We start from the raw sequence: 20,511 nt of genomic DNA on the forward strand, positions 1-20,511 counted from the left end.
GGCTCCCCCGGGGGGGGGGGGGGCCCCCCCCCCCCCCCCCCGGGGGCCCCCGGGGCCCCCCGGGGGGGCGGCCCCCCCCGGGGGGGGCGGCTCAGATCCAGCCGTCGAGGGAGGCGAGGAAGCCGGGCAGGTCGTCGCGGTGGATGCAGTGCCCGGCCCCGGCGACGGTGCGGACCTCGAAGCCCCGCTCGGCCAGGCGGCGGGCCCCCTCGGCGTCCACCGTGAAGCTGGGGTCGGCCAGCTGCACCAGGGAGGGCACCGCGGCCGCGGCGGGCATCGGGTCGTGCGCGGCGGCGTCGGCGACGACGTCGAAGAAGGCGGGGTCGAAGGCGGCGAAGCCGGCGAGCTCGGCGGCGATGTCGGCGTCGCTCCAGCGCGGGTTCATGGCGCGCACGGACTCGGCGGTGGCCTCGGCGACCATCCGCCGCATGGCCGCGGAGGCCTCCGGCGTGACCTGGGCGAACCCGAAGGCGGGGTCGGAGTACACCGCGCGGGCGGGTGCGAGCCGCTCCACCGCCAGGGACAGCGCCAGGCCGCCCATGGAGTGGCCGATGGCGAGGTCCGCGCCGACCGGCAGGGAGTCCACCAGGTCGTCGCCCAGAGCCTGAACGCTGTAGCCGCCGCGGCCGCTGGCCCCGTGGCCGCGCATGTCCACGCCGATCACCCGGTAGCCGAGGCCGGTCAGGTGCGCCTCGACGGCGTGCCAGGTGCCGTGGTCGGACATCGCTCCGTGGACGAGCAGAGCGGTCCGGTCACCGGTACCGGTGTCGTAGGTGGCCAGTTCCATGGGTTTCCCTTCGGTTGCGGGCGGTGTCAGCGGACGCCGCGGACGAAGACGATGGCGAGCGCCCCGAGCAGGCCCACGGCGGAGCCGACCAGGAACAGGGAGCCGTATCCGCCGAGGTGGAGGATGATCGTCGAGGCGATGAACGGGGCGATGACCTGCGGCCCGGCGGCGGCGATGTTCAGCACGCCCATGTCCCGGGCGGCGTCGGCCCCGCTGGGCAGGACCAGGGTGGCCAGGGCGGTGTCGACGGCCATGAAGCAGCCGAAGGCGCTGCCGTTGACGACGGCGAAGACCAGCATCCCGGTCCAGGTCGGCAGGAAGAACGGGATGAGCATCGCCCCGGCCGACACCACGCCGCAGACCAGGGCGAAGAGGCGGCGCCGGTCGAGGCGGTCCGAGAGCGGGCCGCCGACCGCGGTGGTGACGACGGTGGCGGCGGCGGTGACGAGGCTCAGGACGGTGACCCCGGCGGCGGGGGCCAGGCCCTCGGGCATCTCGACGAAGTAGTCGAGGATGTAGAGCTGGAAGCCCAGGACCAGGAAGTAGCCGAGGAAGAGCAGCGCCCGGCCGACGAACACCAGGGTGAAGTCGCGGTGGGAGAGGGCCGACAGGAAGCGGCCCAGGGCGGCGAGCGGGCCGACCCGCCCACCGGCGGCGACGGGGGGCAGCTCGTCGCCGCGGGGGTCGTGGGTCGTGGTGGTGAGCACGACGGCGACGGCGACCACGAGGCCGCCCAGGACGATGTAGCCGAACGGCAGCGCACCGGTGAACAGGGTGGCGACCCCGGTGCCCAGCACCCCGGCGGCGGCGACGGCGATGCCCATGGCCGCGGCCGCCGTGCCGCGGCGCTCGTGGGGGACGCGGTCGGGGATCACGGCGGTGACGGCGGCCTGGTGGAGGTTCATGGCCCCCTGGGCCAGGCACCAGCCCAGGGTGATCATCAGCAGCGAGTCGGCGAAGCCGAGCACGAGGACCAGCAGCAGCCCGGCGACGGCGCCGCCGAGGATCCACGGGTTGCGGCGTCCCCACCTCGAGCGCGTGCGGTCGGACAGGGCGCCGCCGATGGGGTTGAAGACGGTGCCGAAGACCGCGGCGACGCCCGAGACCAGGCCGAGGTTGGAGACGGCGGCCTCCTCGTCGCCGGGGGTCAGGCCCTGCACCTGGAGGGGCAGCAGGACGGCGCCGATGCCCAGGTAGAAGGCGTAGACGGCGAGGTTGCCGACGCCGAGCACCGGGATCAGGCGCCGCAGGCTCCGGCGGCCGGTGGCCGGCGGCCTCTGGTCCGAGAGGGGGGAAACGGATTCGGACATGTCGCATCATCCTTGGCCGGAGTGAGGAGAAACACCTGTTCAGGTGTGGTTATTCGTTTAAGCTAGTTACACGTTTAACTATTGTCAACGGTCCGGTGACCGGAACTTCACACCCTCCTGAGAAGACAGGGCACACTAGCCGCATGACCTCGATCCGCCCCCGACCCGCGACCATCTCCGACATCGCCCGCCGGGCGGGAGTGTCCACCGCGACCGTGTCGTACGTGCTCAACGACGCCCCCGCGGGCGCGCGCATCCCCGAGGAGACCCGGGCCCGGGTCCGCGCCGCCGCCGACGACCTGGGGTACGTGCCGCACGCCAGCGCGCGGTCGCTGCGCACGGGCGCCCGCGACCTGGTCCTGTACGTGCACTTCGACGTGGCGCACGGGCCGCTGGCGTCGGAGTTCCTGTACGCGCTCGCCCGCGCGCTGCGCGACCTGGGCTACACGCTCATGCAGTACGGCGCCGAGAAGAACCGCGGAGTCAAGGCGGCCCGCGCCTGGGCGGCGCTGCGCCCGGCCGCCGTCCTGGCGGGCGACGACCGGCTCACCGCCGCGGGCGTCGAGCTGCTCACCAAGGCGGGCATCCGGGTCATCGGCCTGGGCTCGGACCCGGCGCGCGCCAAGGGGACGGGCCTGTCCACCCTGGTCATGGACCACCACGCCGTCGGCCTGGCCGCGGGCCGCCACCTGACCGGCCGCGGCTACCGCGACCTGGCCGTCGTGCTGCCCACCGACCCGCCGCTGCGCACCATGGGCGAGGGCCGCCTCGCGGGCGTCCGCGAGGCGGCCGCCGAGGCCGGCGCCGCCGTGCGCGTCCACGACATGGACTACTCCCCCGCCTCCGCGGCCGGGATCGTCGCCGCCTGGCGCGCCGAGGGCCTGCCCCGCGGCGTCTTCGGCTACAACGACGAGTTCTCCGGCCTGCTGCTGGGCGCCCTCCTCGACGCCGGCGTGCGGGTCCCCGAGGAGGTCGGCCTCGTGGGCGCCGACGACCTCATGCTCTGCGAGATGCTCCGCCCGGCCCTCACCAGCGTCCGCCTGCGGAGCGAGAGCCCCGAGGAGATCGCCCGCCGCATCACCGAGGCGATCACCGAGGGGGCCGAGGTGCACCTCTCCCCCTGGACCGCCCACCCGGTCCCCCGCCGGACCTGACCCCGGGCACACCGAGGGGAGGGGAGGGCACGAGGTCCCCTTGCCTATAGCGGACCACGGCGGCGCCCCCGCGCGCCACCCACACCCCCCGCCCCTGTGGACGAACGCCGCCCCGGCCGCGGCTCGCCCCCCGGACCGCGACGCAGCGGGCCGGGGCGGGGCGTGGACACCCCGCCCCGGCCCTCCCGGTCCGTCCGCCCCCGGCGGCTAGCCGAGTTCGGCGCGGGCGGTCAGGCGCACGTCCGCGTAGGAGCGGCCGACCAGCAGGTCGTAGCCGCCCGCGGGGTACTCCCACTCACCGGCGTCCTCCGCCCAGGTCCGGATGGCATCACGCGGGACGTCGATCTCCACGTCGACCGTCTCCCCCGGCTCGGCGGACACGGCCGCGAACCCGGCCAGCCAGCGGGCCGGGCGGTCGCCCGCCTCGTGGGGGGCCAGGTAGAGCTGGACGACCTCGCGGCCCGCCCGCTCGCCGGCGTTGGTCAGGCGCACCCGCACCCGGGCCACCGCGGCCTCCTCACCGACGGCACCGTCGACGTCACCGGCGCCACCCGCGCCGCCGGCCCCACCGGCCGCGTCGGCGCCGACGGACACCTCCAGGGCGTCGTAGCGCCACCGGGTGTAGGACAGCCCGTGCCCGAACCAGTAGGCGGGTTCGGCGCCCGACCGCTCCCAGCCGCGGTGGCCGACGAACACGCCCTCGGAGTACTCCAGCGCCCCGTCCTCCGGCACGACCCGCGTGACGGGGGCGTCGGCCAGGGCGACCGGCCAGGTGGTGGGCAGCCGCCCGGACGGGTCCGCCCCGCCCAGCAGCACGTCGGCCAGCGCCCCGCCGACCTCCTGCCCGCCGAACCAGGCGAGCAGCACCGCCGCCACGTCCTCCCGCCAGGGCATCTCCACCGGGGCGCCCGCGCAGACCACCACGACGGTGCGGTCGTTCACCTCGGCGATCCGGGCGACCAGCTCGTCCTGGCGCCCCGGCAGGGCCAGCAAGTCCCGGTCAAAGCCCTCCGACTCCACCTCGTCGGTGGTCCCCACCACGACCACCGCGACGTCGGCGCCGCGCGCGGCCTCGACCGCCTCGGCCAGCAGCGTGGCGTCGTCGGCCAGCGGCGCCCGGTGGGTGACGGTGAACCCGATGAACGCGAAGTCCCCCATCCCCAGGTCCTCGTGGGCCTTGACCACCGAGAGCCGGACCGGCCGCCCCGCGGTGAGCGCGACCGGGACCGCCGCGGTCGGCGGCGCGAACATGGCGGCGGCCGGGTCGTCCCCCTCCGCCTTCAGCTCCCCGTCGAACACGGTCTCCCCGCCGACCGCCAGCACGTACCGGCCCGCCCCGGAGACCCCGATCAGGTGGTCGCCGTCCACGTCCGGGGTGAACTCGCCGGTCAGCTCGATCCGGTCGAGCTCGGCGTTGGACACCCCGGCCGGGAGCTCGCCGATCCACCGGGCGGTGCCGTCGGGCAGCGGCTCGGTGGCCAGGACCCGGCCGTCGGCGGCCAGGAACGCGGCGCTCAGGGGCGCGGCCACGGCGGGCGGCCCGGTGCGCGGGTCGGTGCCCACGGCGTGCACGAGCTCCACGTCCCCGGGCAGCGCGGCGCGCAGCCCCTCCAGCGGCGAGACGGTGCGCTCGGCGAACACGCTGGCGCTGCCGCCGCCGCTGGTCCGGGCCTCGGAGGCGGGCAGGCCGATGAGCGCCACCCGGCGGATCCGCTGGGGCTCCAGCGGTAGCGCGGAGCCCTCGTTGCGCAGCAGCACGAAGGACCGCGCGGCGGCCTCCCGCGCCACGGAGCGGCCGTCCAGCGCGGCGGGCCGGTCGGCCGGGGCCACCACGGGCTCGGCCCCCTCCAGCAGCCCCACCCGGGCGGCCAGGCGCAGCACCCGGCGGGCCATCCCGGTGACGGCCTCCTCGGGGACGCGGCCGTCGCGGACGGCGTCCACGAGGTGGCTCCCGTAGACGGTGTTGGGCCCGGGCATGGCCACGTCCATCCCGGCCAGGGCGGCGGCGACGGTGTCGCGGGCGGCGGTCCAGTCGGAGACGATGAACCCGTCGAAGCCCCACTCCTCGCGCAGTACGGCGTTGAGCTCGGCGTGCTCGGTCAGGGTGGTCCCGTTGACCTTGTTGTAGGAGGCCATGACGCCCCAGGGGCGGGCCTTGGCGACGATGCGCTCGAAGGGGGCGAGGTAGATCTCGCGCAGGGTGCGCTCGTCGGCGCGCACGTCGACGGTGAAGCGGTCGGTCTCGGAGTCGTTGGCGACGAAGTGCTTGACGGTGGTGGCCACACCGCCCTCCTGGACGCCCTGGACGTAGGCGGCCCCGATCTCGCCGGTGAGGAGGGGGTCCTCGGAGTAGGTCTCGAAGTGGCGGCCGCCCAGCGGGGAGCGGTGCATGTTCACGGCGGGGGCGAGCAGGACGTGGACGCCCTTGCGCCGGGCCTCCTGGGCGAGCAGCCGGCCGACGGTGCGGACGAGGCCGGGGTCCCAGGTGGCCGCGAGGGCGGTGGGGCTGGGCAGCTGGATCGAGGGGTCGCTGGGCGTCCAGTGCTCGCCGCGCACGCCGACGGGGCCGTCGGACATGACGAGGCGGCCCAGGCCGATGGCCGGGTTCGCGGGGACCGCCCACATGGAGCCGCCGGACAGGAGGGCGACCCTGCCCTCCAGGTCGAGGGCGGCCAGGGCCTCCTCGACGCGGCGTTCGCGGTCGGCGTCGGATGCGTGCATGGTGAACCTCCGAGGGTCGCGCACGGAATTTACCTACCGAGCACTCGGCAAATTATGACCTTCAGGTTAAACGCTTAACTCAGCCTTGTGAAGCCCCAGCGCCCCCGAGTCGCGACGGACTAGCCTGGGACCCGATGACCGAACAGACACCCGCCCCCGGACCCGCGGCCGACCCCGCCCCGGCCCCCGCCCGCCGCGGCCGGGGCCGCCCGCCCGCCACCGCCCGCCGCGAACAGATCGTCACCGCGGCCCTGGAGGAGTTCGCCGAGCACGGGTTCCACAACAGCTCCCTGGCCTCCGTCGCCGAGCGGGTCGGCCTCAGCCAGCAGGGGCTGCTGCACCACTTCCCCACCAAGGAGGCCCTGCTGGTCTCCGTCCTGCGCCGCCGCGACGAGATCGACGAGGCCGACTTCGGCTCCCTGGACGACCTCGACCGCCTGCGCGACGTCGCCGAGCGCAACGCCTCCCGCCCCGGGATCGTGCGCCTCTACACCCTCCTGTCCGCCGAGGGCCTGGCCGAGGACCACCCCGCGCACGGCTACTTCGCGGAGCGCTTCGCCGTCCTGCGCGCCCGGATCGCCGCCGTCCTGCGGGGCGCCCACGGCGACCGCCTGCCCTCGGGCGCCACCCCCGAACAGGCGGCGGCCCTGCTCATCGCGGCGATGGACGGGCTCCAGCTCCAGTGGTCCTACGACCCGGAGGCGGCGGACATGCCCGACTTGTTGGCTCTGCTCACCGATGTCCTGCGTGGCGGGGGGACCCGGCCGGACACGGACTGACACCATAGGGCGCCATGGATCTCCTCTCACTGATGGCGGTACTCCTCGTCGGCATCGCGGTGGGCGTCGCGCTGGGCCTGCTCTGGGCCCGGGGGCAGAGCGCGCAGGCCCGGGCGGAGGCCGAGGCGGCCCGGGACCGGGCCGAGTTCATGGAGGAGCGGCTGGCCGAGCGCTTCCGGGCGCTGTCCGCCCAGGCCCTGGACCAGACCAACCGGAACTTCCTGGAGCTGGCCGAGGGGCGGCTGCGCGCGGTCGGCGCGCAGGCGGGGCACGACATGGACGAACGGCGCAGGGCCGTCGAGCGCATGGTGGAGCCGCTGACCGAGATGCTGGACCGGGTCGAACGCCAACTGCGGGAGGCCGACGCGGGCCGGGCGGCCGCGCACGCGGAGCTGGCCAAGCAGGTGGAGTTCGTGCGCGAGGGCTCCGAGCGGCTGCGCGACCAGACGCAGGCGCTGGTGACCGCGCTGCGCCGCCCCGAGGCGCGGGGCCGGTGGGGCGAGGTGCAGCTGCGCCGGGTGGCCGAGCTGGCCGGCATGAGCGCGTACTGCGACTTCGAGGAGCAGGTGGCGGTCCGGGACGGTGCGCGCCGCCCGGACATGGTGGTGCGCCTGGCCGGGGGCAAGAACATCGTCGTGGACTCCAAGGTGCCGCTGTCGGCGTACCTGGACGCGGTGGCGGCCGAGGGCGAGGCGCAGGTCCGCGAGCGGCTCCGCGCGCACTCCCGGCACCTGCGCACGCACGTGGACCAGCTGGCGGGCAAGGCGTACTGGTCGGCGCTGAGCCCGGCGCCGGAGTTCGTGGTGCTGTTCATCCCGGGCGAGGCGTTCCTGGCCCCGGCGCTGGAGCACGACCCGGCGCTGCTGGAGTACGCCATGGGCAGGCGGGTGCACATCGCGACGCCCACGACGCTGATCTCACTGCTGCGCACCGCCCAGTACGCCTGGCAGCAGGAGGCCCTGAGCCGCAACGCCCGGGAGGTGTTCGAGCTGGGCAAGCAGCTGCACGCGCGGCTGTCCACCCTCGGCGGGCACGTGGAGGGGCTGGGCCGGGCGCTGTCCCGGACGGTGTCGGCCTACAACCAGACGGTGGGGTCGCTGGAGAACCGGGTGCTGGTGACCGCACGCCGGTTCGGGGAGCTGGGCCTGGTGGACGGCGACCTGGAGCGCCCGCGCGGGGTGGAGGAGCCGCCCCGGACGGTCGCGGCACCGGAACTGGTCGAGGACGCCGCCATTCGGCTGACAAATAACGGCCACAACAGCGCGACCTAAAAAGAAAGATCCCCGCCCGGGCGGGCCGGAATGGCCTCCCCCGACCGAAAGAAAACCAGGTCAGGGCACCCCCGGCGACCCGCGGGACGAATGCGGACACTTCATCCGCGAACATGGTGAACCGCGGCACCGCATCCCGGTGTCCAACGGGAGGAAGGCGTGTTCGGTGCGGAAGGGGCAAGTGGACGAAATGACGACACGTTCCCCGGAAAAGACACCGAACGCTCACGAGAAGTGACACACTAAACACTGTGAGTAACACACTTGGGAGGCGCACGGCCATGCCCCCGCGCAAGACGGACGGCCCGGAACCCGGGCGGGCACCGTACTTCGTGCGGCCCGAGGGCCGTTCCCGCAACGCGCCGAAGACGAGGAAGCCCGCGCCCGTCCACCCCGCCGGTCCCCCCGGCGGCGCGTCCGGGCCGCGGCCGACCGCTCCACGCACCCGCCCCGCCACGGGCGCCGCACGGCTCACCGGCCGCGGCGGCGTCCTCGTCATCGCCCTGTTCAGCGTCGCCGGCACGGTGATCGCGCACGTGGCCGCGCTGCCCGCGGCCCCGGGCGTCGCCTTCACCCTCGCCTGCCTGCTGACGGTGTCGCTGGTGCGGCCGGGCGACCTGCTCTCACTGTCGGTCAGCCCGCCGATCGCGTTCTTCGTGGCGGTGGTCGCCACGGAGAGCGTGCTCGCCCTGGGCAACGAGGGCTTCGCCCGGGTGCTCCTCCTCGCCCTGGCCTCGCGCCTGGCCCAGGTCGCCCCCTGGCTGTTCCTGGGCACGGCGCTGGTGCTGGTCATCGGGGTGTTCCGGGGGCTGCCCGGCAACCTGCGCGACCTAGGCGACGAACTCAACGGCCGCAAGTGAGCCGGGGCCGCACCGGCCCCGGATCCCCTCGCCCCCGCCCCGGCGGCCCCGGCGGTCCGCCGCCGGACGGCGCCCTCAGAAGGGCGTGTCCGCGTCCTGGGGCGCGTCGTCCTTCCCGCGCTCGTCCATGGCCGCCGCCATCGTGGCGCGGGCGCCCTCCAGCCAGCGCTCGCAGATGCGGGCCAGCTCCTCGCCCCGCTCCCACAGGGCCAGGGACTCCTTGAGGCTCAGCCCTCCCGACTCCAGCCGCCGCACCACGGTGTTGAGCTCCTCGCGGCTCTCCTCGTAGCTCAGCTCGGGCTCGTCGGCCCCGGCCTCGCGGCCCGCGTCCTTCTTCGCCATGTCTACTCTTCTCCTCCGGTGCTGTCTGCGGTCTCGTCGCCCGTCTCCGGGTCGGTCTCGACGGCGTCCACGGTGACGGCCAGGCCGTCCTCGGCGAAGCGAACCCGCAGGGTCTCGCCCAGGTCGGGTTCGGCCGCCGAGCGGACCACCGTGCCGTCGGCGCGCTGCACGATCGCGTACCCGCGGGCCAGGGTGGTGGCCGGGGACAGGGCGTGCAGGCGGGCCCGGGTGTGGCCCAGGTTCTCGGCGGCGCGGTCCAGGGACACCGCGAGGTTGCGCCGGGAGCGCTCGCGCAGGTCCAGGACCTGTTCGGTGAGGCGGTCGATCTCCCGGACCGGGTCGGCCAGCGCCGGCCGGGAGCGCATCGAGGCCAGCCAGGCGCTCTCCCGCTCCAGGGCCCCGGCCAGCACCCGGCGGCCGCGGTCGCGCAGCTGGCGGATGATCTCCAGCTGCTCCCCCACGTCCGGGACGGTCTTCTTGGCCGCGTCGGTGGGGGTGGAGGCGCGCAGGTCGGCGACGTGGTCCAGCAGCGGGGCGTCCTGCTCGTGGCCGATGGCGCTGACCACCGGGGTCCGGGCGGCGGCGACCGCGCGGACCATGGCCTCGTCGGAGAACGGCAGCAGGTCCTCCAGGGAGCCGCCGCCCCGGGCGATCACGATGACGTCCACCTCGGGGCGGGAGTCGAGGTCCTTGAGGGCGTCGACCACCTCGCGGACCGCGCGGTCGCCCTGGACGGCGACCTGGCGCACCTCGAAGCGCACGGCGGGCCAGCGGCGCCGGCTGTTCTCCAGGACGTCGCGCTCGGCCGCGGAGTCGCGCCCGCAGATCAGGCCGACGGTGCCCGGCAGGAACGGCAGCGGGCGCTTGCGCTCGGGGGCGAACAGCCCCTCGGCCTGGAGCGTGCGGCGCAGCTGCTCCAGGCGGGCCAGCAGCTCGCCCAGGCCGACGTGGCGGATCTCCAGAGCGCGCAGCGAGAACGTGCCGCGCACCTCGTAGAAGTCGGGCTTGGCGTGCACCACGACCCGGGCGCCCGCCTCCGGCGGGGGCTGCTGGGCGTCCAGGACGGACGTCTGGCAGACCACCCGCACCGAGACGTTGGCGACCGGGTCGCGCAGGGTGATGTAGGCCATGCGGCCGCGCCGGTTCAGCTCGGCGATCTGGCCCTCGACCCAGATGCGGCCCAGCCGGCCGATCCAGCCGCCGACGGCGTTGAGGACCACGCGGACCGGCTGCGGCGCCTCGGGGGAACTCTCCATGCCCATGACACCCGAGCCTAGGCCAGGGGTGCGACCGTTCCCCCGAGCCCCGGGCGCCCGGCGGGTTCCGGGCCCGGGGCGGGCGGGCCCTACGGGGTGGCGTCGCCGCCGGAGGAGACGGAGTTGTTGCCGCCCAGGTCGGTGACCTCGGGCTCGCCGGAGGCGTAGTGGACGGTGTTGTCCGCGCCGATGACGTGGATGGAGTCGGCGGAGCCGATGTGCACCGTCAGGTTGCTGCCCGCGACGGTGACGGTGGTGCAGGAGCCGTTGAGGACGACCACGGCGTCCTCGGAGGCGATGTTGACGGCGCGGCCCTCGCAGTCCTCGGTGAGGTCGCCCCCGGTGACGTTGAGGACCTCGTCGCCGCCGACGCCCACGCCGCCCTCGCCGTCGACGGAGACCTCGCCCTCGCCGTTGTCGACGCTGACCCCGCCCTCGCCGTCGACGGAGACCTCGCTCTCGCCGTCGCGGACGCTCACACCGTCGGGGTCGACGGAGACGTCCTGTCCGCCGGGGAGGGAGAAGGAGCAGCCGGTGAGCCCGAAGGCCGCGGCCGTGGCGAGCACGGCGGCCAGGCGGGCCGGGGTGCGGAGGGCGGAAGCGGTCATGGCGGTGGGCCTTTCGAGCCGGGAACGGAGATGTCTCTCACCGGATGTGACGCTCCGGGCGCCGTCCGGGTTCCCGGTGCGGCGGCGGGGCCGCCGTCCCCGGCGGCCCCGCCGGTCCCCGGACCGCGCCCGGTTCCCCCGTTCGGGCACGGCGCGCGGGGGCCGGGATCAGGCCTCGGCGTCCTCCAGCTTGGCGATGCGGTTGTCGTACATCTTGATGAACTCGGCGCGGCCCTGGTGCGCGACCTCGTAGGCGCGCAGGTCGCGGACCTGCTCCACGGTGAGCTTGCGCAGGCGGGCGCGGACGGAGGGCAGGGTGAGCTCGTCGTAGGTGGGGACGGCCAGGTCCTCGACGGCGGGCGCGTTCTCGCGGCGGACCTTCTCCAGGACCTCGGAGTCGGCGACCTCGGTCTTGGCCTCGGCCACCGCGAGCTCCTCGGCGACGGACTCGCCGCCGTCGGGCAGGTCGGCGGTGGCGGGGACGGCCGGACCGGCCTCCTCCGCGGGCTTCTCCGCCACGGGCTCGGCGGCCTCGGCGGCCGGCTTCTCAACGGCAGGCTCGACCGGCGCGGCGGCCTCGGCCGGCTCGGCGGCGACGGGCTTCTCCTCGACGGGCTCCGCGGCGGCGGGCTCGGCCGCGGGAGCGGCCGGGGCCGCCTCCTCCGCCTCGCCGGCCTCCTGCGCCGCCTCGGCGGCCGGCGCCTTCTCCTCGGCCTTCACCGGAGCGGCGGCGGCCTCGGCGGGTTCCGCAGCGGCGGCCTCCTCGGCGCGGGGAGCGGCGGACTCGGGCGCGGCGGCCGTGTCCTTGCGCCCGAAAAGGCCCTTGAACAGGGTCGCGACTTTCGTGGCGAACGTCGGGTTCGACATGGGGCGGGGGCTCCTGATTGCTCTCGGCGGGGCGAATCGCACCCCGTGATCCGGCCGGACCGGGTGAGGGCGAACCGCCTATAACACAATGCGATGGTGAACCAGGATAGAGGAGGGGAGAACACCATGAGCAGGGGATAAGTGAACGATTTCGCCACTTCGAAGCGGAACCGGAGGCCTCCTGTTGCGATACCGTCACCATTGACGCCGGGACACGGCCCACCGCGGCCGCCCGGGTCCTCCGCCCTGTCCGGACGTGCGCTCCCCCACGCCCGCGCGGCGCACCCGCGTACCCCACCTAGGATGTATTGCATGACAGCGACGACCACCGCCACCAAGCAACGCCGCGTGCTGCTCGCCAACCCCCGGGGTTACTGCGCCGGTGTGGACCGCGCGGTCATCACCGTCGAGAAGGCCCTGGAGCAGTACGGCGCCCCGATCTACGTCCGCAAGCAGATCGTGCACAACACGCACGTGGTGCGGACCCTGGAGGAGCGCGGCGCGATCTTCGTCGAGGAGACCGACGAGGTGCCCGAGGGCGCGATCGTCGTGTTCTCCGCGCACGGCGTCTCCCCGGCCGTCCACGTCGAGGCCGCCGACCGCGGCCTCAAGACGATCGACGCCACCTGCCCGCTGGTCACCAAGGTCCACAAGGAGGCCAAGCGCTTCGCGGCCGAGGACCGGGACATCGTCCTCATCGGGCACATCGGCCACGAGGAGGTCGAGGGCACCAGCGGCGAGGCGCCCGACCACATCCAGATCGTGGAGAGCCCGGCCGAGGTCGACCGGCTCCAGGTGCGCAACCCCGACAACGTGTCCTGGCTCTCGCAGACCACCCTGTCGGTGGACGAGACCAACGAGACCGTCGACGCCCTGCGCCGCAAGTTCCCGAACCTGCTCGACCCGCCCAGCGACGACATCTGCTACGCCACCACCAACCGCCAGGTCGCCGTCAAGACGATGGCGCCCGAGTGCGAGCTGGTGATCGTGGTCGGCTCGGACAACTCCTCGAACTCGGTGCGGCTGGTGGAGGTCGCCCTGGCCGCCGGGGCCGACGCCTCCCACCTCATCGACAACGCCTCCCTCCTGAAGGAGGAGTGGCTGGAGGGCGTCACCACCGTGGGCGTCACCAGCGGCGCCTCGGTGCCCGACATCCTGGTCCGGGAGCTGCTGGACCGCCTGGCCGGGTACGGCTACGGCGACGTGTCCCTGGTGACCACCGCGGACGAGACCCTGACCTTCTCGCTGCCCAAGGAGCTGCGCCGCGACCTGCGCGCCGAGTAGCGGGACCCAACGGCGAAGGGGGCCCGGACCATGCGGTCCGGGCCCCCTTCCGTACGTCGTCGGGCGTCCCCCTCAGGAGTCCCCGGCCGGCTCCTCCGCGGCCCCTGCCCCGTCGCCCCCCTCGGCGTCCGTCTCCAGCCCGCCCGCGAAGTGCGCCAGCTCGTCCAGGTCGGCCGGGCCGGCCACCACCAGCGTGTACCCGTCCTCGCGCAGGACCAGGGCCGACCAGTCCTCGGACTCGTAGTGCTCCCACTCCCGGCCGCCGACCGCGACCGTGCCGGTCTCCTCCGCCCCCCTGGAGCGGTCCGCCACCACCGCGTCGGGGTCGCCGTCGCTCTGGGTGAACATCACGTGGCTGTCGGCGGCGGTGGCGAACCCCACACTCCACTCGACCGGTCCGGCGGTCTCCAGGGTCGAGCTGGTGGGCGTCCACCCCTGCTCGGCGAGGTCGTCCGCGGGCATCGTCACCGGGTAGTCGGCGCTCCCGCGCAGCACCTCGGCCTCGGGCCGGTAGTCCACGGACGGGATGTTCTCCCCCGATCGCGTGGAGACCACGAACGCCAGCGCCAGGACGATGGCGATGATGACGCCCAGGGAGATGGCGTAGTTCTTGAAGGTCGCGCTGGACCGGCTGTACTCACTCATGACGGTTCCAGCTTGCCGCAGGTCGCGGCCCGCTCCGACCCGGGGTGCGGTTACCGACCCGGCCCCGCGGGGCGGGTCGGGCGGGTCCGGCGCGCCGGGCGGGGCCTCACGGCCGGTCGTCGTCGCGGCGCAGCGGCTGGAGCTGGTCGAGCAGCCGGGTGATGTCGTCGGCCAGGCGCAGGGAGTCGGCGTCGTCGCGGTTGACCACCTCGGCGACGGCCAGCAGCATCGCGCCGCTCACCACGATCAGCAGCGCCTCGTCCACCGGCTCGTCGGCCTTGCGGTACAGGGCGACGTTGCGGTCGGTCCACTGGGTGAGCCGGGCCCGCAGTTGGTACTCGAAACCGGGCGGGCCGTCACCGCTGAAGAACAGGCGTGTGGTCTCCCTCTCCTCGATGCAGCCGAGCAGGTAGGCGCGGGCGGCGATGTTCATCAGCCGGGTGGGGTCGCTCTCGCCGCGGGCCCGCGCGTCCACCACCGCCTGGTGGGTGCGCTCCTGCTGCCGCTGCTGGAACTCCTCGTACAGGGCGAGGTAGAGGTCGGCCTTGCCGGTGAAGTGGTGGTAGAGGCTGCCCACGCTGGCACCGGCGACGGCCACGACCTCGCTGACCCCGGCCTTGGCGAAGCCCACCGTGCGGAAGACCTGGGCGGCGGCCTTGAGCAGCGCGGTACGCGTCGCCGCGCCGCGCGGGGAGACCCGGGTCGGCCGGTCCGTCTTTTCCACTGTCATGCCTCACTCCCGTCCGGATCACGCCAGCGTAGACCTTACGCTTCCGACCGGACACGGGAGCGTGCCCGCCGAGGCGGCCGATCATGCCGGGTGACTACCCTAAGACGTGAATCCCACCCTGTCCCCGACGGAAGGCACCTTCCCATGTCACAGGCCGGCGGTCCCACCGCGCCCGACCGCAACCTCGCCCTCGAACTGGTCCGTGTGACCGAGACCGCGGCGCTGGCGGCCGCCCGCTGGGTCGGCAAGGGCGACAAGAACGGAGCCGACGGCGCGGCCGTGCGCGGCATGCGGCACATGATCAGCACCGTGTCGATGAACGGCACCGTCGTGATCGGCGAGGGCGAGAAGGACAACGCCCCGATGCTGTACAACGGCGAGCGCGTCGGCGACGGCGGCGGACACGACTGGGACGTGGCGGTCGACCCGATCGACGGCACCACCCTGACCGCGATGGGCATGCCCAACGCGATCGCCGTCATCGCGCTGAGCCCGCGCGGTTCGATGTTCGACCCGTCCGCCGTGTTCTACATGGAGAAGCTGGCCACCGGCCCCGAGGCCGCCGACGTGGTGGACATCGCCGCGCCCGTGGCCGACAACATCCGCGCGGTGGCGCGGGCCAAGGGCAAGTCGCCGCAGGACGTGACGGTCGTCATCCTCAACCGCCCGCGCCACGAGCAGATCGTCAAGGAGGTCCGCGACGCGGGCGCCCGGATCAAGTTCATCAGCGACGGCGACGTGGCGGGCGCGATCATGGCGGCCCGCGCCGGCACCGGCGTCGACCTGCTGCTGGGCATCGGCGGCACCCCGGAGGGCATCATCACGGCCTGCGCGATGAAGTGCCTGGGGGGCGTCATCCAGGGCCGCCTGTGGCCCAAGGACGACGCCGAGCGGGCCAAGGCCGTCGACGCCGGGCACGACCTGGACCGGGTGCTGTACACCGACGACCTGGTCTCCTCCGACGACGTGTTCTTCGCGGCGACCGGGATCACCGACGGCGAACTGGTCGGCGGCGTGCGCTACGAGTCCTCGCGGGTCATCACCGACTCGCTGGTGATGCGCGGCCGCAGCGGCACCGTCCGCCAGGTGCTCAGCGAGCACCGGCTGAGCAAGCTGTCGGCCTACAGCGGCGTGGACCTGACCTCCGCCCCGCAGGCCTGACGGCCGCCCCCACCCCCGGCGGGTGGTCGGAGGACGGGCCCCGGAACCCCGTCGCACCGGCCACCCGTGTCACATGTCGCGCGGGAGTTCCCCCCTCCCTGTGAGAACCGCGGCGGGGGGAGGCGGCATCTGAAAGTTCGTTGGCAGCGCGGACACCGCGCCTGTGAGAAATCCGTCGGAGGTCCGATGTCCTACCCCGATCCCCCCCGGCAGCCCCAGTGGCAGCCGCCGAACCAGCCCGGGGGCCCCGTCCCCGGGCAGCCTCCGGCGCCCGGCGCCGTGCCCCCCGGCGTGTCCGGACAGCAGTACGCCGGCCCGGGCGGACCCGGCTTCCCCGGCGGTCCCGGTGGTCCCGGTGGTCCGGGCGGACCCGGCTTCCCCGGCGGACCGGTGCCGCCCGGGGCCCCGCGCAAGCGCAACCGCTGGCTCATCCCGGCCGCGGCCGGCACCGCCGTCGTGGTGATGGCCGGGACCGTGTGGGCCACGGTGTCCCTGGTCTCCTTCGGCGGCCCGCAGCCGGAGGAGGTGCTGCCCGGCAGCTCCATCGCCTTCGGCAAGGTCGACCTGGCGATCGACGGGTCGCAGGCGATCGAGCTGCTGGAGTTCGTCGACCGCCTCCCCGCCGAGGTCGTCGAGGAGACCGGGAGCCCCGACGGGGACATGACCGAGTTCTTCGCCGAGACGTTCGTGGACGCGTTCCCCGACAGCGCCCCGAGCCAGGACCGGGTCGAGGAGTGGATCGGCCAGCGCGCGGGCTTCTCGGTGTGGCCGGCCTCCGGCGAGGCCGAGCTGGAGGAGGGGGCGGGGGTCGCCCTCGCCATCGCCCTGGCCGTGGAGGACCCGCGCATGGCGGAGGAGGACTTCGCCGACATCGCCGCCGCCGAGGAGGACATCTTCTACTCGGTGGACGGCGACTACGTCGTCTTCACCCACTCCCAGGCCGCCCTGTCCGACCTGGAGGCGCAGGTACAGGAGCACGGGTCGCTGGCCGACGCCGACGTCTTCTCCGACGACATCGCGGGCGTCCCCGACGGCAGCCTGGCCCTGGCCTGGGCCGACCTGGGCGCGGCGATGGAGATCGAGTCGTTCGCCAACGAGTTCTCCGCCGACCTGGCCGCGGAGCCGGCCGACTTCTCCGGCCGGGCGACCGCTTCGGTGCGCGTGGACGGCGAGTACCTGGAGGCGCGGATGGACGCCTTCGCGTTCGAGGTCAACGAGGCCGACCTGTCATGGCTGGCGGAGACCCCGGGCGAGAGCGTGGCGGCGCTGGGCTCGCTGCCGGACGACACGGTGATGGCCCTGGGCGCCAGCGGGCTGGACCAGGCGCTGATCGACGCCTACAACAACGACGAGATCCCGCTCTTCAGCAGCTCCGGCCAGCAGCAGGAGTTCGAGCGCGAGTTCAACGGCATGGGCGTCTCCATGCCGGAGGGCATCAGCGACCTGCTGGGCTCCTCGACCGCGTTCGGCGTCACCGGGATCAGCCTGGACGACTTCTTCGGCGGCTACGGCGGCGAGCAGTTCTCGTTCCAGTACCGGGCGGTGGGCGGTGACGAGGCCGTCATCGGCGACTTCGTCGAGGCCATGGTCGCCGACCCGTACTCCACTCCCCCGGGCGTCTCCTCCGACGGCGACGCCGTGGTGGTCTCCCAGGGCAGCAGCGGCACCGGCCGCCTGTCCGACGACCCCGTCTTCCAGCAGACCATGCAGGAGATGGACGAGGCGATCGTGGCCGGGTACTTCGACATGCGCCAGGTCCTGACCCCGGAGGACGTGCAGGCCCCCGAGGAGTGGGGCGCGCTCGGCCTGGCGCTGAGCGTCACCGACGAGGGGCAGCGCAGCAGCGTCGAACTGCGCTGGGCCCCCAGCGCGGGCTGACCGGGACCACGCACAGGGGGGAGCGGCCGCGGGCCGCTCCCCCCTTCGCGCTCTCCCGGTCAGGTGACCACGCGGCGGCGCATCTGCGACCCGGCGAGGAACCACATGAGCACGATGAACGCCAGCAGCACCCCGACGTGCAGCAGCGCCGCCCCGGCGGACAGGCCGCCGAAGACCGAGCCGCGGATGAGCTCCACCGCGTGGTAGAGCGGGTTGGCCACCGCCAGCCCCTGGACCCAGTCCGGCAGCTCGGTGAGCGGGAAGAACGTGCCCGCCACCAGGAACAGCGGTGTGAACAGGCCGCTGAACACGTAGTCCATGGACCGCACCGAGTTGATCACCGCCGAGATCCAGATCCCGAACAGGGCGAAGGCGAACCCGGCGAAGAACGCGATGAACGGCACCAGCAGGCCGCCCCACCCGGGCCGCAGCCCGAACCCCATGGCGACCAGCAGCGGCACGCACCCGTAGACGCCCGAGCGCATCGCCAGCCACAGGGCCTCGCCGGTGACGAGCTCGCGCACGTCGACGGGGGCGGCGAGGATGCCCTCGTAGGTGTGCAGGAAGCGGCGCTTGATGAAGGTGTTGATGACGGCGGGCATCATCGACTGGAACATCACCGACACCGCGACGATGCCGGTGCCCAGGAAGTCGATGTAGCTGAAGCCCGCCAGGGTCCCGATGAGCGCGCCCATGCCGAACCCGAAGCAGAGCAGGTACAGGGTGGGCTCGACGACGGCGGCGAAGGTGGTGGCCCGCCAGGACCGCCCGTAGAGGATCCACTCGCGGGCGACGACGCCCAGGACGGCGTCGGCCTCGAACCGGCCGGGCCGGGCGTGCTCGTCGGGGCGGGCGTCCTCCCGGTCGCGCAGCCGCCGGGCGTCGGCTTGGTCGGTGCTCATTCCACGTTCTCCCCGGTCAGGGTGACGAACACGTCCTCCAGGTTGCTCGCGCGGCGCAGCGGCACGGGGAGCAGGTCCCGGAGCGACTGCGGGAGCTCCTCGGCACGCAGGACCGAAACGGTGGTACCGGTGCGCCGGGTGGTGAATCCGTGGTTTCTGATGCGTCCCTCCAGGGCGTCGATGCCCTCCCCGTCGGGGAGGTACTCCTCCACGGTGGTGCCCGCGTACTTGGCGACCAGGTCGGTGGGCGTACCGCGTTCGATGATGCGTCCGGCGGCCATCAGGGCCACCTCGTCGGAGAGCCGCTCGGCCTCCTCGATGTAGTGGGTGGACATGAGCACCGTGGCGCCCTCCTGGCGCAGCGCGTCGATGACGCCCCACAGGTCCTGGCGGACCTGGGGGTCCAGGCCCACGGTGGGCTCGTCCATGAGGACCAGCTCGGGTCGGTGCAGCAGGGCGCGGACGATGAGGAGCCGGCGCCGCATGCCCCCGGACAGGTCCTCCACCACGGTGTCGCCGCGGTCGGAGAGCTGGGCGATGCGCATGGCCCGGGCGATGGCCTCGCGCCGGCGGGCGCGGGGCACCCGGTACAGGAACGAGAACATCCGGAGGTTCTGCTCGACGGTGAGCTCCTCGTCGAGGTTGTCGTGCTGGGGCACGACGCCCATTCGGGCGCGGGCCCACTTGGACTCGGCGGGGATCTCGTGGCCGAGGATGCGGATCTCGCCCTCGTCGGCCATGGACTGGGCGGTGAGCATCTTCATGGTCGTCGACTTGCCGGCGCCGTTGGGGCCCAGCAGGCCGAGCACGACGCCCTGGGGAACCTCCAGGTCGAGGCCGTCGACCGCGGTGAAGGATCCGAAACGCTTGACGACTCCGCGCAGGTGCAGGGCGGGGACGTCCGCGGCGGCCGACGCCGCCGCGCGGTCCGGGGTGTGGAGACCGGGTTCGGAAGAGGTCATGGGGCCCACGGTAGGTCGTGGGTGTGACGGAAATCCACGGATTTTACGCGCCGCCGGGGGCACGGTGCCCGAAAAGGGAGGCCCTGCCCGCGGGCGGCGCGGCAGCGCCCCGGGACACCGGTCCGCACCCCTTCACGGAGAATTCCGGCAGCGCCGGAACACCGTTCCACCTCCCCCTTCCCGGCCACGGCGGGCCGGTCGGCGGGCGGTCGAGCGGTCGGCCGAAAAGGGATCCGACCATTGCCCGGAACACCCGGAGAAAAACGGACGTCCGCTTTTCCCGGGAAAATCCCCGCCTTTCACGGAGACATACGGACCGCGGCCTTTCCCGCCGTCCGGACGGCCCGGAGGCCCGGGGCCCCGGCCCGCCCGGCGGGTGTCCCGCCTCACCCGGAAAATCCGTTGCCCCGCCCCGGACCGCGGCCTACCATCGACGGCGACCTTGCAACGACGGACACCGAGGGACCCTCCCCGGTGAAGGGGAGAGTGTCTTGATGACCCGGAACGCGCCGAGCGCGCCTCACCAGAACCGGAACGCCCGCTCCGACCGGAGCCGCTGACCCGACCACCGAGTAGCGCTCGGCCTGCTCCCGCTGACCCGTTCCACCTCCAGCGAGGAGTTCCTCCGGTGTCCACCACCGAACCGAGCCCCACCCTGCGCACCGCCACCTTCACCTGCGTGCGCTGCGGCCTCACCGTCTCCGCCCTCGATCCCGACGGGCGCGGGCGCGACCACTGCCCCAGCTGTCTGAGCTCCCGGCACACCGTCGACCGCGTCGACGGCGGGGCCTCCGACTGCGGCGGGCGGATGGTGCCCATCTCCATCGCCGTGCCGCGCAGCGGCGCCTGGGTCCTCATCCACCGGTGCACCCGGTGCGACGAGCTGGCCGAGGCGGCCGTCGCCGCCGACGACAACCACCTCGTGCTCATGCGCATCGCGGTCCGGCCGCTGGCCGACCCGCCCTTCCCGCTCGACCTGTTCGGGGAGGTGTGA

Annotated in this window: 19 protein-coding genes; 8 read left to right on the plus strand and 11 right to left on the minus strand. The window is 74.0% G+C overall.

The window, feature by feature from the left end; genetic code table 11:
• Positions 1 to 91: 91 nt before the first annotated feature.
• Positions 92 to 787, minus strand: coding sequence for an alpha/beta fold hydrolase (locus tag ACFVNO_RS10340; RefSeq protein WP_378891306.1), 696 nt, complete (start codon positions 785 to 787; stop codon positions 92 to 94).
• A 26-nt stretch (positions 788 to 813) separates the two neighbouring features.
• Positions 814 to 2,097 (minus strand): MFS transporter, encoded by a 1,284-nt coding sequence (locus ACFVNO_RS10345; RefSeq protein ID WP_378891309.1) that lies wholly within the window; start codon positions 2,095 to 2,097, stop codon positions 814 to 816.
• A 143-nt stretch (positions 2,098 to 2,240) separates the two neighbouring features.
• Here ACFVNO_RS10345 and ACFVNO_RS10350 point away from each other — a divergent pair, with 143 nt between their 5' ends.
• A complete protein-coding gene (locus tag ACFVNO_RS10350; protein WP_220563211.1) occupies positions 2,241 to 3,251 on the plus strand; it encodes a LacI family DNA-binding transcriptional regulator in 1,011 nt (336 codons plus the stop codon).
• Positions 3,252 to 3,458: 207 nt separating this feature from the next.
• Here the strand turns inward: ACFVNO_RS10350 and ACFVNO_RS10355 are convergent, their stop codons facing one another.
• Complete coding sequence (locus ACFVNO_RS10355; RefSeq protein WP_378891314.1) at positions 3,459 to 5,972, minus strand: beta-glucosidase; 2,514 nt, start codon at positions 5,970 to 5,972, stop codon at positions 3,459 to 3,461.
• A gap of 134 nt (positions 5,973 to 6,106) precedes the next feature.
• On the opposite strand from ACFVNO_RS10355, the gene ACFVNO_RS10360 reads away from it, so the two are divergent.
• The 3 genes from ACFVNO_RS10360 to ACFVNO_RS10370 all read left to right on the plus strand — a co-directional run bounded on the left by ACFVNO_RS10360 (position 6,107) and on the right by ACFVNO_RS10370 (position 8,882).
• Entirely contained in the window at positions 6,107 to 6,751 is a 645-nt protein-coding gene (locus ACFVNO_RS10360; protein ID WP_355258566.1) for a TetR family transcriptional regulator, read from the plus strand.
• Between the two features lie 14 nt (positions 6,752 to 6,765).
• A complete protein-coding gene (locus ACFVNO_RS10365) occupies positions 6,766 to 8,022 on the plus strand; it encodes a DNA recombination protein RmuC (protein WP_378891317.1) in 1,257 nt (418 codons plus the stop codon).
• 281 nt (positions 8,023 to 8,303) lie between these two features.
• Positions 8,304 to 8,882: a DUF6542 domain-containing protein gene (locus ACFVNO_RS10370; RefSeq protein WP_355258770.1), complete on the plus strand. Its 579-nt coding sequence runs from the start codon at positions 8,304 to 8,306 to the stop codon at positions 8,880 to 8,882.
• A gap of 75 nt (positions 8,883 to 8,957) precedes the next feature.
• Here ACFVNO_RS10370 and ACFVNO_RS10375 read toward each other — a convergent pair whose 3' ends face one another.
• From ACFVNO_RS10375 to ACFVNO_RS10390, 4 genes are all read right to left on the minus strand, one after another.
• Positions 8,958 to 9,224 carry an exodeoxyribonuclease VII small subunit gene (locus tag ACFVNO_RS10375; RefSeq protein ID WP_355258572.1) on the minus strand — a complete coding sequence of 89 codons (267 nt, stop codon included), beginning with the start codon at positions 9,222 to 9,224 and terminating at the stop codon, positions 8,958 to 8,960.
• Between the two features lie 2 nt (positions 9,225 to 9,226).
• The gene (gene xseA, locus ACFVNO_RS10380) at positions 9,227 to 10,486 is read right to left on the minus strand and encodes an exodeoxyribonuclease VII large subunit (RefSeq protein WP_355258575.1); all 1,260 of its coding nucleotides are present in this window, start codon (positions 10,484 to 10,486) and stop codon (positions 9,227 to 9,229) included.
• Between the two features lie 83 nt (positions 10,487 to 10,569).
• Complete coding sequence (locus ACFVNO_RS10385) at positions 10,570 to 11,088, minus strand: DUF3060 domain-containing protein (RefSeq protein WP_220563217.1); 519 nt, start codon at positions 11,086 to 11,088, stop codon at positions 10,570 to 10,572.
• A gap of 168 nt (positions 11,089 to 11,256) precedes the next feature.
• On the minus strand, positions 11,257 to 11,955 hold the full coding sequence (locus ACFVNO_RS10390) for a hypothetical protein (RefSeq protein WP_378891322.1): 699 nt from the start codon (positions 11,953 to 11,955) through the stop codon (positions 11,257 to 11,259).
• Positions 11,956 to 12,267: 312 nt separating this feature from the next.
• Between ACFVNO_RS10390 and ACFVNO_RS10395 the strand changes: the two genes are divergently transcribed.
• Positions 12,268 to 13,239 carry a 4-hydroxy-3-methylbut-2-enyl diphosphate reductase gene (locus tag ACFVNO_RS10395; protein WP_355258582.1) on the plus strand — a complete coding sequence of 324 codons (972 nt, stop codon included), beginning with the start codon at positions 12,268 to 12,270 and terminating at the stop codon, positions 13,237 to 13,239.
• Between the two features lie 72 nt (positions 13,240 to 13,311).
• Here the strand turns inward: ACFVNO_RS10395 and ACFVNO_RS10400 are convergent, their stop codons facing one another.
• Positions 13,312 to 13,884 (minus strand): DUF4245 domain-containing protein, encoded by a 573-nt coding sequence (locus ACFVNO_RS10400; protein ID WP_220563220.1) that lies wholly within the window; start codon positions 13,882 to 13,884, stop codon positions 13,312 to 13,314.
• A gap of 106 nt (positions 13,885 to 13,990) precedes the next feature.
• Positions 13,991 to 14,608 carry a TetR/AcrR family transcriptional regulator gene (locus ACFVNO_RS10405; protein WP_378891399.1) on the minus strand — a complete coding sequence of 206 codons (618 nt, stop codon included), beginning with the start codon at positions 14,606 to 14,608 and terminating at the stop codon, positions 13,991 to 13,993.
• Between the two features lie 150 nt (positions 14,609 to 14,758).
• On the opposite strand from ACFVNO_RS10405, the gene glpX reads away from it, so the two are divergent.
• Both glpX and ACFVNO_RS10415 read left to right on the plus strand, forming a co-directional pair.
• Positions 14,759 to 15,775 (plus strand): class II fructose-bisphosphatase, encoded by a 1,017-nt coding sequence (gene glpX / locus ACFVNO_RS10410; protein ID WP_220563221.1) that lies wholly within the window; start codon positions 14,759 to 14,761, stop codon positions 15,773 to 15,775.
• Positions 15,776 to 16,165: 390 nt separating this feature from the next.
• On the plus strand, positions 16,166 to 17,653 hold the full coding sequence (locus ACFVNO_RS10415) for a hypothetical protein (protein WP_378891328.1): 1,488 nt from the start codon (positions 16,166 to 16,168) through the stop codon (positions 17,651 to 17,653).
• A gap of 59 nt (positions 17,654 to 17,712) precedes the next feature.
• Here the strand turns inward: ACFVNO_RS10415 and ACFVNO_RS10420 are convergent, their stop codons facing one another.
• A complete protein-coding gene (locus ACFVNO_RS10420; protein ID WP_378891331.1) occupies positions 17,713 to 18,555 on the minus strand; it encodes an ABC transporter permease in 843 nt (280 codons plus the stop codon).
• Positions 18,552 to 19,517: an ABC transporter ATP-binding protein gene (locus ACFVNO_RS10425; RefSeq protein WP_355258592.1), complete on the minus strand. Its 966-nt coding sequence runs from the start codon at positions 19,515 to 19,517 to the stop codon at positions 18,552 to 18,554. Before ACFVNO_RS10425 ends, ACFVNO_RS10420 begins: the two co-directional genes overlap by 4 nt.
• 628 nt (positions 19,518 to 20,145) lie before the next feature.
• Here ACFVNO_RS10425 and ACFVNO_RS10430 point away from each other — a divergent pair.
• The gene (locus ACFVNO_RS10430; protein ID WP_220563225.1) at positions 20,146 to 20,511 is read left to right on the plus strand and encodes an RNHCP domain-containing protein; all 366 of its coding nucleotides are present in this window, start codon (positions 20,146 to 20,148) and stop codon (positions 20,509 to 20,511) included.

Origin of the sequence: Nocardiopsis sp. NPDC057823, from assembly GCF_042797335.1 — a bacterium.
Classification (GTDB): Bacteria; Actinomycetota; Actinomycetes; order Streptosporangiales; family Streptosporangiaceae; genus Nocardiopsis; species Nocardiopsis changdeensis.

What these genes read in the sequence shown, in the direction of transcription:
- ACFVNO_RS10400 (WP_220563220.1), bottom strand. Translation starts at nt 13,884, where the DNA reads ATGAGTGAGTACAGCCGGTCCAGCGCGACCTTCAAGAACTACGCCATC.
- ACFVNO_RS10350 (WP_220563211.1), top strand. Translation starts at nt 2,241, where the DNA reads ATGACCTCGATCCGCCCCCGACCCGCGACCATCTCCGACATCGCCCGC.
- ACFVNO_RS10340 (WP_378891306.1), bottom strand. Translation starts at nt 787, where the DNA reads ATGGAACTGGCCACCTACGACACCGGTACCGGTGACCGGACCGCTCTG.
- xseA (WP_355258575.1), bottom strand. Translation starts at nt 10,486, where the DNA reads ATGGGCATGGAGAGTTCCCCCGAGGCGCCGCAGCCGGTCCGCGTGGTC.
- ACFVNO_RS10365 (WP_378891317.1), top strand. Translation starts at nt 6,766, where the DNA reads ATGGATCTCCTCTCACTGATGGCGGTACTCCTCGTCGGCATCGCGGTG.
- ACFVNO_RS10370 (WP_355258770.1), top strand. Translation starts at nt 8,304, where the DNA reads ATGCCCCCGCGCAAGACGGACGGCCCGGAACCCGGGCGGGCACCGTAC.
- ACFVNO_RS10385 (WP_220563217.1), bottom strand. Translation starts at nt 11,088, where the DNA reads ATGACCGCTTCCGCCCTCCGCACCCCGGCCCGCCTGGCCGCCGTGCTC.
- ACFVNO_RS10420 (WP_378891331.1), bottom strand. Translation starts at nt 18,555, where the DNA reads ATGAGCACCGACCAAGCCGACGCCCGGCGGCTGCGCGACCGGGAGGAC.
- ACFVNO_RS10375 (WP_355258572.1), bottom strand. Translation starts at nt 9,224, where the DNA reads ATGGCGAAGAAGGACGCGGGCCGCGAGGCCGGGGCCGACGAGCCCGAG.
- ACFVNO_RS10355 (WP_378891314.1), bottom strand. Translation starts at nt 5,972, where the DNA reads ATGCACGCATCCGACGCCGACCGCGAACGCCGCGTCGAGGAGGCCCTG.
- ACFVNO_RS10395 (WP_355258582.1), top strand. Translation starts at nt 12,268, where the DNA reads ATGACAGCGACGACCACCGCCACCAAGCAACGCCGCGTGCTGCTCGCC.
- ACFVNO_RS10425 (WP_355258592.1), bottom strand. Translation starts at nt 19,517, where the DNA reads ATGACCTCTTCCGAACCCGGTCTCCACACCCCGGACCGCGCGGCGGCG.
- glpX (WP_220563221.1), top strand. Translation starts at nt 14,759, where the DNA reads ATGTCACAGGCCGGCGGTCCCACCGCGCCCGACCGCAACCTCGCCCTC.
- ACFVNO_RS10360 (WP_355258566.1), top strand. Translation starts at nt 6,107, where the DNA reads ATGACCGAACAGACACCCGCCCCCGGACCCGCGGCCGACCCCGCCCCG.
- ACFVNO_RS10390 (WP_378891322.1), bottom strand. Translation starts at nt 11,955, where the DNA reads ATGTCGAACCCGACGTTCGCCACGAAAGTCGCGACCCTGTTCAAGGGC.
- ACFVNO_RS10345 (WP_378891309.1), bottom strand. Translation starts at nt 2,097, where the DNA reads ATGTCCGAATCCGTTTCCCCCCTCTCGGACCAGAGGCCGCCGGCCACC.